The organism is Actinoplanes sp. NPDC051388 (assembly GCF_055586225.1).
In genome coordinates this window covers 36,455-48,266 of the sequence record NZ_JBVJIP010000008.1, presented here as the reverse complement: position 1 = coordinate 48,266, position 11,812 = coordinate 36,455, and the positions used below count along the sequence as shown (strand labels likewise).

Here is an 11,812-nt window from a genome sequence, read left to right as displayed (position 1 = left end):
GGCCAATCTCAGCTTCCGAGCTTGGCCGTGCGCAGCGTCTCCGCGATCGAGGTCGGCGCCTCCACCTCGACCCGCGCGGCTCGCTGCCGGCCCAGCAGGAACATCGCCAGCTCACCGGGCTCGCCGGTCAGCGTGGCGACGGTCGCGTCCCCGCCGATCTTCACCTCGCCGAAGCCCGGCGCCCGCAACAGCACCGGGATGCGCAGCTTGCGCAGGCCCATCCGGCCGGCCAGCTTGACCGACTTCCACAGCGCCCGCTGCTCGCCGTCGTCCAGCACCCGGGCCGACCAGTCCGGCCCGCCGCGCCGCACGTCCTCGTGGTGCACGAAGAACTCGACCGTGTTCGCCAGCTCGTCGACCAGCGGGTTGCTGACCGGACTCCACCAGGGCGGATTGCGCACCTCGCCGACGATCTTCTCGAACGGCTCGGCGGCCTTCTGCTTGCGCACGTGCTCGCCGTGCCCGGCCAGCGGCGGGATCACCAGGCCGGCCGAGGCGTCCGGCCGGCGATCTCGCACCACCAGGTGCGCGGCCAGGTCGCGGGTGGTCCAGCCGGCGCAGAGTGTGGGCTGGTCCGGGCCGACTTCCAGCAGCAGATCGGCCAGGCGGCGACGTTCCCGGCGCGCGTAATCGCTCATCCCTTGACCTTATGGTCGCCGGCCGGACGCCGCCCGGTGTGGTCGCGGACACAACATTAATAGTGTGAACACTCGTCCCCGGTTGGGCAGGATGGTTACCGGTAAGGGGCGCCGACGACGGGGACGGTTTACAGGGTGACTGCCAGAGCGGCGAGCCGCGACGTGCTCGGCCGGGGCCTTCGGGTGCTCGGCCGGGCGATCCGCACCGAGCCGCGGCTGTTCCTGATCGGCGCGGTCGGCAGCAGCCTGTTCGGCATGCTGGTGATCGCGAACTCCTACGTGGTGGGCTATGTGATCGGGCACGTCGTGGTGCCCGCCTTCGCCGAGCACCGGGCCGGCGCACGCGAGCTGGCCATCATCGCGGCCACCTTCATCGGCATCAGCCTGCTGCGCGTCGGCACCATCTTCGGCCGCCGTCTCGGCGCCGGTTACATGCAGTTCCGCCTGCAGGCCCGCTACCGCCGCGCGGTCACCCGGCGCTACCTGGCCCTGCCCCCGTCCTGGCATCAGCGGCACGCCACCGGCACGCTGCTGTCCAACGCGAACTCCGACGTCGAGGCCGCCTTCGTGCCGATCGCGCCGCTGCCGTTCGCGGTCGGCACCATCGTGATGATCATCGCCGCGGTGGCCTCGCTGTTCGCCACCGACTGGGTACTCGCGCTGGTCGGCCTCACCCTGTTCCCGCTGCTGTTCGGGCTCAACGTGATCTATTCGCGCCGGATGTCGCCGCGCCAGATCCGGGCCCAGCAACTGCGCGCCAAGGTGAGCGCGGTCGCGCACGAGAGCTTCGACGGCGCGCTGGTGGTCAAGACGATGGGCCGCGAGGCCGACGAGTCGCGCCGGTTCGGCGTCTTCGTCAGCGAACTGCGCGACGCGCTGATCTCGGTCGGCCGGTTGCGCGGCCTCTTCGACCCGGTGATGGACGCGCTGCCCAGCGTCGGCACGCTCGCCGTGCTGCTGCTCGGCGCCTGGCGGCTGCGCAGCGGCGACATCAGCGTGGCCGAGGTGGTCAGCGTCGCGTTCCTGTTCACCGTGCTGGCCTTCCCGGTGCGCGCGATCGGCTGGGTGGTCGCCGAGCTGCCGCGCAGCGTGGCCGGCTGGGAGCGGGTGCAGGCGGTGCTCGCGGCCACCGGCGACCTCGCCTACGGCTCGTCGGCGGCACCCGGCGGCGGTCCGGCCGGCATCGTCTTCGATCGCGTCGATTTCCGGTACGCCGACGGTCCGCGCGTGTTGCACGAGGTGAGCTTCGAGGTGCCCGCCGGCCAGACGGTCGCGCTGGTCGGGGCGACCGGATCCGGCAAGTCCACGATCGCGTCGCTGGCCGTGCGGCTGGTCGACCCCGAGGGCGGCCGGATCACGGTGGAGGGCGTCGAGCTGCCGCAGTTGTCCGAGCCGGCGCTGGCCCGCACGTCTGCGCTCGTACCCCAGGTGCCTTTCGTCTTCGACGACACGGTCCGCGGCAACATCCTGCTCGACCGGGACGGACTCGGCGACGAGGACGCGTGGGCGGCGTTGCGGCTGGCCCAGGCCGACGGATTCGTGGCCAAGCTGGCGGACGGGCTGGACACCGCGGTCGGCGAACGTGGCACCTCGCTCTCCGGCGGGCAGCGGCAACGGCTCACCCTGGCCCGCGCGCTGGCCGGACATCCACGGCTGCTGGTGCTCGACGACGCCACCAGCGCGGTCGACCCGCGGGTCGAGTCGGCCATCCTCGCCGCCCTGCGCAACGCGGACTCCGGCGCGTCGGTGCTGGTGGTGGCCTACCGCCGGGCCAGCATCGCGCTGGCCGACCTGGTGGTCTATCTGGACCGCGGCCGGGTCGCCGCGATCGGCACGCACGCCGAGCTGATGGAGTCCGTGCCCGGCTACCGCAACCTGGTCACCGCCTATGAGCAGGCCGAGGCCGAACGCGATCTCGAGGAACGCGGGGTGACCGCATGACCGCCGAGGCGCTCGAGAAGACCGCCGAACCGGGCACCATGGCGACCGTCCGGCGTGGCTTCGCGCTCTCGCCCGAGCTGCGGCCCGGGCTGGCCGGCACGCTCGCGCTCGCCCTCGTGTCGATGGCCGGCCGGGTGGCCGTGCCGATCGCCGTGCAGCAGGGCATCGACCGCGGCATCCGCGCGCCCGGCGGGCCCGACCTGGGCGTCGTGCTGACCGTGGTGCTGCTCACCGTCGCCGCGCTGGTGGTCTCCACCGCATGCGGTTATCTGATGACCCGGCGGCTGTTCACGGTCAGCGAGACCGCGCTGGGCGGGCTGCGGACGCGCACCTTCCGGCACATCCACGACCTGTCGATGCTGCATCAGCAGTCCGAGCGGCGCGGATCGCTCACCTCGCGGGTCACCGGCGACATCGACCAGATCACCCAGTTCCTGCAGACCGGCGGCGTGATGCTGCTGGTCACCTGCGGGCAGCTGGTGGTCACCACGATCGTCATGCTGGTCTATTCGTGGCAGCTGACCCTGGTGGTGTTCGCCGCGTTCGTGCCCGCGGTCATCGTGATCCGGCTCTTCCAGCGGCGGCTCGCGCAGGTCTACCGCACGGTGCGCGAGCGCACCGGCGTGCTGCTCGGCGCGATCGGCGAGAGCGTCGTCGGGGCCACCGTGATCCGGGCGTACGGGGTGGCCGGCCGCACCGAGGAGAAGCTGGACACCGCGATCGACCGGTTGCGCGTCGCCCAGCAGAAGGCCTTGCGCACCAGCGTCACCGGGTTCTCCACCGGCGAGCTGGCGGCCGGCGTGGCGCTGGCCGCGGTGGTCGTGGTCGGGGTGCTGCTCGGTCTCGACGGCGGCCTGACCGTCGGGCAGCTGACCGCGTTCCTGTTCCTGGTCACGCTCTTCATCCAGCCGGTGCAGATCGCCACCGAGGTGCTCAACGAGGCGCAAAACGCGGTGGCCGGCTGGCGCCGGGTGCTCGACGTGCTGGACATCGAGCCGGACGTGGCCGACCCGGACGAGCAGGGTGTGGCGCTGCCACCCGGCCCGCTGCAGGTGGAGTTCCGCGACGTGGCCTATCGCTATCCGGGCGGCCCGATCGTGCTGTCCGACGTGGACCTGGCGATCGACGCGCGCACCAAGGTCGCCGTGGTCGGCGAGACCGGCAGTGGCAAGACCACGTTCGCCAAGCTGCTCACCCGGCTGATGGACCCGGCCTCGGGCCAGGTGCTGCTGGGCGGCGTGCCGCTGACCACGGTGCGGTTCTCGTCGCTGCGGTCGCGGGTGGTGATGGTGCCGCAGGACGGGTTCCTGTTCGACGCCACGGTGGCGGAAAATGTCCGCTTCGCCCGGCCCGAGCTCGCCGACGACGACCTGGACCTGGCGTTCACCGAGCTGGGGCTGGCCGACTGGGTGGCCGGGCTGCCGCACGGGGCGGACACGCCGGTCGGGGAGCGGGGCGAGGCGCTGAGTGTGGGGGAGCGGCAGCTGGTCGCGCTCGTCCGCGCGTACGTCGCGGATCCTGATCTTCTGGTTCTCGACGAGGCCACCAGTGCCGTCGACCCGGCCACGGAGGTCCGGTTGCAGCGAGCCCTCGATGCGGTGACCCGCGGGCGGACGACCGTGGCGATCGCGCATCGGCTCTCCACCGCGCAGTCCGCCGACGAGGTGATCGTGGTGGACGCGGGCCGCGTCGTGCAACGCGGCCCGCATGCCCAACTGCTCCAGGACACCGACTCGATCTACGCCAAGCTGTATGCGTCCTGGTTGGAGCAAACCCGCTAGTTAGCGGGCGTAGAACTCGACGACCAGCTGCTCGTCGCACATCACCGGGATCTCGGAGCGCAGCGGCTCGCGGATGACCGTGGTGCGCAGCTCCTCGAGGACGGTCGACAGATAGGGCGGGGTCGGCCCGTCCACGTGCGCGCCGGCCGCGGCGATCTGGAACGGCGGCTTCTGCCGGCTGCTCTGGCGCACCTCGACGACCTGGCCCGGCTTCAACCGGTAGGACGGCCGGTCCACCTTCTTGCCGTCCACCGTGAAGTGACCGTGCGCGACCGCCTGCCGCGCCTGGTAGATGCTGCGGGCCAGGCCGGCGCGCAGAACCGTCGCGTCCAGCCGGCGCTCGAGCAGCGTCACCATGTTCTCGCCGGTCTTGCCCTCGCCGCGGTGCGCGTCGTCATAGGCCCGGCGCATCTGCGCCTCGCTGATGTTGTACTGGTGCCGCAGGCGCTGCTTCTCCAGCAGCCGGACCTGGTAGTCCGAGGCCTTGCGCCGGCCACGGCCGTGCACTCCGGGCGGGAACGGGCGCCGCTCGAAGTACTTGACGCACTTCCTGGTCAGCGGGATGCCGAGGGCCCGCGAGAGCCTGGCCTTGGGGCGGGAGTTGTTCAACGGGACTCCTCAGTCCATCGAGTGCTCGAGGCTTGTTCCCTCGGGAGGGTGTTACGGTTAGCCTCACCTTACTAAGGCAAGCCTAACTGGTGCCCGGAGGATCGTCACATGCAGCCCAGCCATGCCGAGGTCGCGCGTACGTTAGCGGCCGGCCACCTGCCCGCCAGCGCGCATATCGCGTGCCGCCAGGGGCCGTTCCCGGTGCGTCACGTCGCCGACAGCCAGGGACGCCTCCTGCTGCTGTCCCCGGCCGACGGGGTGCTCACCGCGGCGCTGCGCCCGGTCGAGGGCACCGACGACACCGCACTCGTGCTGGACATCTCCGACGTGCCGCCGCTGGCCGGAGCGCCGTCCCTCGGCCGGGTCTGGGTGGCCGGCTGGGCCCGCCGGCTCGACGGCGACGAGGCCCGCGCGGCGACCCTGGACTACGCCGACAGCGACCCGGCCAGCGACCTGCTCGACGTGGGCGAATCCCAGGTGCTGCACCGGATGGAGGTCGCCGAGGTCCGCTACGAGCGGAACGGCGCACTGGTCGACGTCGACCCGGACGAATACGCCGAGGCGAGCCCCGACCCGCTGCGGTCCATCGAGTTCGACCTGATCGCCGACCTGGCCGACCACCACGTCGAGGAGATGTCGGGCTATGTGCGCCGGCAACTCGGCAAGGTGGCCGAGCCCGGCGTGCGGCCCGAGGTGGTGCGGCTCGATCGCTACGGCTTCGTGGTGCGGGTCGGCGAGAAACTGGCCCGGCTGGCGTTCCCGCGCCGGGTGCAGGACCGCCACGACCTGGCCCACCTGCTGCACCCGGTGCTCTGCCACCGCTGCGGCGGCTAGATCTCCCCCACCAGAAAACGCTGCACGTTGGGGCCGATCGCGCGGACCAGCGTTTCCGGGTCGGCCGAGGCGACCGGCTCGATCTTGAGCACGTAGCGGGTGACCGCCAGGCCGCCGATCTGGGTCGCGCACAGCGCCGCCCGCAGCGGCGCCTCGTCCTCCGGCACGCCCATCTCGGCCACCGCCCGGCGCAGCACCTGGGTGACGATGAACTCGCGCAGCAGCCGGGCGGTCCACTCGTTGCTCAGGGCCGAGCGCAGCAGCGCGATCGCGGCGGTGCCGGCCGGTGAGTCCCAGACGCTCAGCATCAGCCGGACCAGCCGCTCGCCGGCCTGGTCGCGCGGCCCGGCGAGCGCCTTGGGCACCTGCTCGGCCGGGTTGATCGGCACTTCCATGCTCTCCAGGAAGAGCTTCTCCTTGGTGCCGAAATAGTGGTGCACCAGCGCCGGATCGACCTCGGCCATGGTCGCGATGGCCCGGACCGAGGCCTGGTCGAAGCCCCGTTCGGCGAACACCTTGCGGGCGGCGGCGAGGATGGACTGCCTCGTGTCCTGGTTTCCGGGACGCCGCCCGCTACGCCGTACCACTCAGGGGGTCCTTCTCCTCAACGTCGCCGCGGCCAGGATCAGCGCCACCACGGCGGCCCCGCCGACCACCGTCAGGTCGGTCCACATCGTCGTGGTGACGTCGGCCGAGACACCCACCTGCATCAACGCGTCCACCGCATAGGACAGCGGGAACACGTCGCTGACCGCCTGCAGCCAGCCGGACATCTGCTCGCGCGGCACGAACAGCCCGCACAGCAGCAGTTGCGGCACGACCACCACGGGAAGGAACTGTACGGCCTGGAACTCGGTGCGCGCGAAGGCACTGCAGAACAGCCCCAGCGCGACGCCCAGCACCGCGTTCACCACCGCGACCAGCACCACCAGCCCGGCGCCGCCCGCGGTGTCCAGCCCGAGCAGCCAGTAGGCCGCACCCACCGCCACCGCGGCCTGCAAGGCGGCGGCCAGCCCGAACGCGATGCCATAACCGAACAGCAGGTCCAGCTTGGCCAGCGGCGTGGTGAGCAGCCGCTCCAGCGTGCCGCTGGTGCGTTCGCGCAGCATCGCGATGCTGGTCACCAGGAACATGATCACGAACGGGAAGACGCCCAGCATGATCAGGGCGATCCGGTCGAAGGTGGGTCCGGCGTTCTCGAACATGAAATAGAGCAACGTCAGGAGCAGGGAAGGAACCACGACCAGGAGCCCGACCGTACGCCGGTCATGGCGCAACTGACGCAGGATCCGGGCGGCCGTAGCCAGAGTGATCCGGATGCTCATGCCGCAACCCCCTCCTGCTCGCGGATCCGGTGGAGGAATGCTTCCTCGAGATCGTCGGTGCCGGCGGCGGCGCGGATCGCGGCCGGGGTGTCGTCGCCGATGATCCGGCCGTCGCGCAGCAGCAGCAGCCGATCGCAGCGGCCCGCCTCGTCCATCACGTGGCTGGAGACCAGCAGCGTGGTGCCCTGCGCGGCGAGCGCGTGGAACTGCGCCCACAGGTCGGCGCGCAGCACCGGGTCCTGGCCGACGGTCGGCTCGTCCAGCACCAGCAGACCGGGCCGGCCGATCATCGCGCAGGCCAGCGAGGCTCGGCTGTGCTGGCCGCCGGAGAGGTCGCCGACCAGCTGACCGGCGGCGCTGCCCAGCCCGACGTCGCGGACGGCCTGGTCCGCCTCGGCGCTGCTCAGGCCGTAGAGAGTGGCGAAGTAGCGGGCGTTCTCCCGCACCGTCAGGTCGGCGTAGACGCTCGGCGCCTGGGTCACGTAACCCACCTGGTGCCGGAGCTCGGCCGAACCGGCCGGCTTGCCGAGCACGGTGACCGTGCCGGACTTGACGATCTGAGCGCCGACGATCGCCCGGATCAGGGTGGTCTTGCCGCCGCCGCTCGGGCCGAGCAGTCCGGTGACCTTGCCCGCGGGGATGCGGCAGTCGATGCCGTGCAGAACCGTGCGGTGGCCGCGTTCGACCACCAGCCCGGTGACCTCGATAGCGGACTCCATGCTGTCCCTCCAGAACTCATCAACCGATGAAATCAACGGTAGATGAATTCCGACGGCAGGACATAGTCAGACCTTTCGGTCCGGTTTTCTACCGGGCGCTTCTCAGAGGGCGAGAATCCGGTCCAGGAACTCGCGGTAGCCGCGCATCGCCATCCGCATGCTCTCGGTGTCCGGCGTGGTCTTGCCGTCCAGCGGGTCGAGCTCGTCGCGCTCGGCCAGCAGCGCCTCGGTCAGCTCGTTGACCGCCTCCGTGAGCAGGTCGTGTGCCCTGGTCAGGGCGTTCACCGGGTCGTCGACGAAGTCGGCCTTCACCTCGTGCCACTGCTTGCGGAAGTGGGTGATCGCCTCCTCGTCCCAGAACGCGATCTGACTCATCGTGACGTCGCCGGGTTTGAGCGGGGCGCCCGAGGTGGGCGTGGCGTCGGCGGGACGACCGGCCCGGGGGAGTGCGTCGGCGTCCTCCAGGCTGGCCGAACGGCGACCCGCGGGCACCGGGGTGGGCGCCTTGGCCAGCGACGGGATGCCGGAGGTCGGGACGGTGGCCCATCCGGTGGCCGGCACCGTGCCGGCGTGCCCGTTGGAGCTGCCGTTCTGCTGGTCCTTCTGGTCCTCCTCGACGGACCGGCGGCGACCGGCCACCGGCACCGAAGCGGCGCCGCGGGCATCGGCGGCCGCGCCCAGCGGGATCGCCCGGATGCCGTCCTGCTCGTCCTTCTCCGGCTCCGCCTTCTCGTCCTCGTCCTGGTCCTGCTTCTCGTCCGCTTCCTCTGCCTTGTCGGCCTTGTCCGCCTGGTCGGCGGCCGGCGCGGCGGACGTGGGCGGCTGCGGTGCGGGCGGCTGGGGGGCGAGCGGCTGCTGAGCGAGCGGCTGCTGAGCGAGCGGCTGCTGGGCGAGCGGCTGCGGCTGCTGCGGGATCACCGGCTGCTGCGGCGTGAACGGTGAGGCCGGCGCGAACGGCGGCGTCGGGGCGGCGGACTGCTGGAACGGGGCCGGCGGCGGGGTGCCGAACGCGGGCCGGGCCGGCTGCGGCATCGGGACGGTGCCGTTCGGCACCGGTGCGCCACCGTGCCGCGGCGCCTCACCGTTCTGCTGAGCGCGTTCCGAGTCCACAGGCGGAAACCCTCCCTGGTTGTCCCACGGCCGGGGCGGCGGGAAGCCGCTGTTGCGCGACCCCAGCGCCACCATCTGCGTCTCGCTTGCCTGCTGCTGATCCTGGCCCTGCTGACCGTGGCCCTGGCCCGGCTGCTGACCCTGGGCGGCGAGGTGTGCCGCCGCGGCCGCCTGCGCCGAGCCGGAGTGCGACTCGTGTGAGCCCGGCGCGTGGTCGATCATCGTCGCGTCGTCCTCATCGGAGTCGCGCTGCCCGGGCGCGGACGGGCCCTGGCCTGGCCAGAAGCGGCTGAGACCGCGGGACTGCCGGGCGTGGTCGGCGCTGGACGTCGGCTCCATCGGATAAGACTCCCGTCGAGTGGTGGCACATCCCGGCCGTGTGGCGAGGGCCTGGCGGGGACGGACGCGGGCACCCGGGCAGGGCGCGGCGCACCGACGACCGTACCGTCCCCGGGGTCCGGACACACCCCTGGTGCGGCGTCGTGACCGGATCGTGGGTTGTCCTTGCGTTTGTTCCGGGGTTGTTCCTGGGTTGTCCACAGCCCGCGGCAGCACTCCGGCGGACTGCGCAACAATGTGCGGGTGGCAACTCCTGACCTTGAGACCCGGCTCGACCCGGCCATCGCGGCCCGCCTCCGGCGCAACGCCGACGGGCTGGTCGCCGCCATCGTCCGCGAGCGAGGCACGGGCGACGTGCTGATGCTGGCGTGGATGGACGACGAAGCGTTGCGCCGCACGCTCACCAGCGGCCTGGCGACCTACTGGTCCCGCAGCCGCGAGGAATATTGGGTGAAGGGCGCGACCTCGGGTCACTACCAGCACGTGCGTGCGGTCGCGCTGGACTGCGACGGCGACGCGCTGCTGATCACCGTCGACCAGGAGGGCGCGGCCTGCCACACCGGCTCGCACACCTGCTTCTTCGACGAGCTGCCGGTCACCCGTCCGGGCGTTGACGCATGACCAGCGGTGCGGTGCGTCCGGGCGAGGACGAGTTCGTCGCCATCCGCCGGCGTGTGGTGCCGGTCACCCGGCGGCTGCTGGCCGACGGCGAGACCCCGGTCGGGGTCTACACCAAGCTGGCCGGCGGCCCCGGCACGTTCCTGCTGGAGTCGGCCGAGCAGGGCGCCGCCTGGTCGCGTTATTCGTTCGTCGGCGTCCGCAGCGCGGCCACGCTGGTCGAGCGCGACGGGCAGGCGGAGTGGCTGGGCGTGCCGCCCGACGGCGTGCCGCTGACCGGCGACCCGGTGACCGCCCTGCGCGAGACGGTCGCCGCGCTGGCCGGCCCGGTCGAGCCCGCCGACGCCGGCCTGCCGCCGCTGACCGGTGGCATGGTCGGTTATCTGAGCTACGACCTGGTGCGCCGCTTCGAGCGGCTGCCCAGCACCGCGGTCGACGACGTGCCGGTGCCCGAGCTCGGCATGATGCTCGCCACCGACCTGGTGGTGCTCGACCACTTCGACGGCTCGGCGATCCTGGTGGCCAACGCGGTGCTGCCGGAGGACGCCGACGACCGGGCCCGGCGCGCGGCGTACCACCACGCCGTCGGCCGCCTCGACGCGATGACCACCGCGCTGTCCCGGCCCACCCCCCCGATGATCTCCACAGTGGATCGGGTCGCCCCCGGCGAGGTGACCAGCCGCACCGCGCCCGGCGACTACCAGAAGGCGGTCGAGCAGGCCAAGGAGGCGATCCGGGCCGGCGAGTGCTTCCAGATCGTCGTCGGCCAGCGCTTCGAGCGGGTCACGGACGCCGACCCGCTGGACGTCTACCGCGTGCTGCGGGCGACGAACCCGAGCCCCTACATGTACCTGCTCCGCTTCGACGACTTCGACATCGTCGGCTCGTCCCCCGAGGCCCACCTCAAGGTGAGCGCCGAGGAGGGCGGCGCCCGGCGCGCCATCCTGCACCCGATCGCCGGCACCCGCTGGCGCGGCGCCACCCCCGAGCAGGACAACGCCCTGGCCGCGGAGCTGCTGGCCGACCCCAAGGAGCGCGCCGAGCACGTGATGCTGGTCGACCTGGGCCGCAACGACCTGGGCCGGGTCTGCGGCGCGGGCACCGTCGAGGTCCCCGACTTCGCCCGCATCGAGCGCTACAGCCACGTCATGCACATCGTCTCGACCGTCGTCGGCGAACTGCGCCCGGACCGCACGGCCTTCGACGCCCTGGCCGCGACCTTCCCCGCGGGCACCCTCTCCGGGGCCCCCAAGGTCCGGGCCATGGAGATCATCGAAAGCCTGGAGCCAACCCGCCGAGGCCTGTACGGCGGCACGGTCGGCTACCTGGGCTTCGGCGGCGACATGGACATGGCCATCGCGATCCGCACAGCCTTGATGCGCCACGGCGTGGCCTATGTGGGTGCCGGAGCCGGCATCGTCGCGGACTCGGACCCGGCGGCCGAGGAGCAGGAAACAAGAAACAAGGCCGCAGCCGTCCTGGCCGCGATCGCCGCCGCCGAGACTCTCCGCCCAGCCCGATGACCCCCCAAACCGCAGCCCCCGCGGATCCGGTCGACCTCGCGGATCCGGTGGACCCGGCCGATCCTGCCGACCCGTTCGATCCGGTCGATCCCCCGGACCCGTTGGATCCGGCGGACCCGTTGGATCCTGCCGACCCGGCCGACCCGGCCGACCCGGCGGACCCGTTCGATCCGGTCGATCCCCCGGACCCGTTGGATCCGGTGGACCCGGCGGACCCGGCGGACCCGTTCGATCCGGTCGATCCCCCGGACCCGTTGGATCCGGTGGACCCGTTGGATCCGGTGGACCCGGTGGACCCGGTGGACCCGGTGGACCCGGTGGACCCGGTGGACCCGGTGGACCCGGTGGACCCGGTGGACCCGGTGGACCCGGTCG

At 72.2% G+C, this 11,812-nt stretch carries 12 protein-coding genes; 6 read left to right on the top strand and 6 right to left on the bottom strand.

The window, feature by feature from the left end; translation table 11 throughout:
• Window positions 1-8 precede the first annotated feature (8 nt).
• A complete protein-coding gene (locus ACZ6TI_RS20920) occupies window positions 9-638 on the bottom strand; it encodes a TIGR03085 family metal-binding protein (protein ID WP_465346763.1) in 630 nt (209 codons plus the stop codon).
• Between the two features lie 162 nt (window positions 639-800).
• Here ACZ6TI_RS20920 and ACZ6TI_RS20915 point away from each other — a divergent pair, with 162 nt between their 5' ends.
• Window positions 801-2,579 carry an ABC transporter ATP-binding protein gene (locus ACZ6TI_RS20915; RefSeq protein ID WP_465347117.1) on the top strand — a complete coding sequence of 593 codons (1,779 nt, stop codon included), beginning with the start codon at window positions 801-803 and terminating at the stop codon, window positions 2,577-2,579.
• Window positions 2,576-4,360 (top strand): ABC transporter ATP-binding protein, encoded by a 1,785-nt coding sequence (locus tag ACZ6TI_RS20910; protein WP_465346762.1) that lies wholly within the window; start codon window positions 2,576-2,578, stop codon window positions 4,358-4,360. The genes ACZ6TI_RS20915 and ACZ6TI_RS20910 overlap by 4 nt, the downstream gene beginning before the upstream one ends.
• On the opposite strand, the gene rpsD is transcribed toward ACZ6TI_RS20910, so the two are convergent.
• Entirely contained in the window at window positions 4,361-4,969 is a 609-nt protein-coding gene (gene rpsD / locus ACZ6TI_RS20905; RefSeq protein WP_465346761.1) for a 30S ribosomal protein S4, read from the bottom strand.
• A 108-nt stretch (window positions 4,970-5,077) separates the two neighbouring features.
• On the opposite strand from rpsD, the gene ACZ6TI_RS20900 reads away from it, so the two are divergent.
• On the top strand, window positions 5,078-5,803 hold the full coding sequence (locus ACZ6TI_RS20900) for a DUF2470 domain-containing protein (protein WP_465346760.1): 726 nt from the start codon (window positions 5,078-5,080) through the stop codon (window positions 5,801-5,803).
• Here the strand turns inward: ACZ6TI_RS20900 and ACZ6TI_RS20895 are convergent.
• The 4 genes from ACZ6TI_RS20895 to ACZ6TI_RS20880 form a co-directional block, all read right to left on the bottom strand.
• Window positions 5,800-6,390, bottom strand: coding sequence for a TetR/AcrR family transcriptional regulator (locus ACZ6TI_RS20895; RefSeq protein ID WP_465346759.1), 591 nt, complete (start codon window positions 6,388-6,390; stop codon window positions 5,800-5,802). The two genes, ACZ6TI_RS20900 and ACZ6TI_RS20895, sit on opposite strands and share 4 nt — an antisense overlap.
• Window positions 6,391-7,128, bottom strand: coding sequence for an ABC transporter permease (locus ACZ6TI_RS20890; RefSeq protein WP_465346758.1), 738 nt, complete (start codon window positions 7,126-7,128; stop codon window positions 6,391-6,393). It abuts the gene before it with no gap.
• Complete coding sequence (locus ACZ6TI_RS20885; RefSeq protein WP_465346757.1) at window positions 7,125-7,847, bottom strand: ABC transporter ATP-binding protein; 723 nt, start codon at window positions 7,845-7,847, stop codon at window positions 7,125-7,127. The genes ACZ6TI_RS20890 and ACZ6TI_RS20885 overlap by 4 nt, the downstream gene beginning before the upstream one ends.
• A gap of 102 nt (window positions 7,848-7,949) precedes the next feature.
• On the bottom strand, window positions 7,950-9,296 hold the full coding sequence (locus tag ACZ6TI_RS20880) for a hypothetical protein (RefSeq protein ID WP_465346756.1): 1,347 nt from the start codon (window positions 9,294-9,296) through the stop codon (window positions 7,950-7,952).
• A gap of 243 nt (window positions 9,297-9,539) precedes the next feature.
• On the opposite strand from ACZ6TI_RS20880, the gene hisI reads away from it, so the two are divergent.
• The 3 genes from hisI to ACZ6TI_RS20865 all read left to right on the top strand — a co-directional run.
• The gene (gene hisI / locus ACZ6TI_RS20875; protein ID WP_465346755.1) at window positions 9,540-9,917 is read left to right on the top strand and encodes a phosphoribosyl-AMP cyclohydrolase; all 378 of its coding nucleotides are present in this window, start codon (window positions 9,540-9,542) and stop codon (window positions 9,915-9,917) included.
• Window positions 9,914-11,437: an anthranilate synthase component I gene (locus ACZ6TI_RS20870; RefSeq protein ID WP_465346754.1), complete on the top strand. Its 1,524-nt coding sequence runs from the start codon at window positions 9,914-9,916 to the stop codon at window positions 11,435-11,437. Before hisI ends, ACZ6TI_RS20870 begins: the two co-directional genes overlap by 4 nt.
• Window positions 11,434-11,812: hypothetical protein (locus ACZ6TI_RS20865; protein ID WP_465346753.1), on the top strand; the 379-nt coding region annotated here is incomplete at its 3' end. The genes ACZ6TI_RS20870 and ACZ6TI_RS20865, both read left to right, overlap by 4 nt.

What these genes read in the sequence shown, in the direction of transcription:
- ACZ6TI_RS20885 (WP_465346757.1), bottom strand. Translation starts at nt 7,847, where the DNA reads ATGGAGTCCGCTATCGAGGTCACCGGGCTGGTGGTCGAACGCGGCCAC.
- ACZ6TI_RS20900 (WP_465346760.1), top strand. Translation starts at nt 5,078, where the DNA reads ATGCAGCCCAGCCATGCCGAGGTCGCGCGTACGTTAGCGGCCGGCCAC.
- ACZ6TI_RS20910 (WP_465346762.1), top strand. Translation starts at nt 2,576, where the DNA reads ATGACCGCCGAGGCGCTCGAGAAGACCGCCGAACCGGGCACCATGGCG.
- ACZ6TI_RS20880 (WP_465346756.1), bottom strand. Translation starts at nt 9,296, where the DNA reads ATGGAGCCGACGTCCAGCGCCGACCACGCCCGGCAGTCCCGCGGTCTC.
- ACZ6TI_RS20890 (WP_465346758.1), bottom strand. Translation starts at nt 7,128, where the DNA reads ATGAGCATCCGGATCACTCTGGCTACGGCCGCCCGGATCCTGCGTCAG.
- ACZ6TI_RS20870 (WP_465346754.1), top strand. Translation starts at nt 9,914, where the DNA reads ATGACCAGCGGTGCGGTGCGTCCGGGCGAGGACGAGTTCGTCGCCATC.
- ACZ6TI_RS20920 (WP_465346763.1), bottom strand. Translation starts at nt 638, where the DNA reads ATGAGCGATTACGCGCGCCGGGAACGTCGCCGCCTGGCCGATCTGCTG.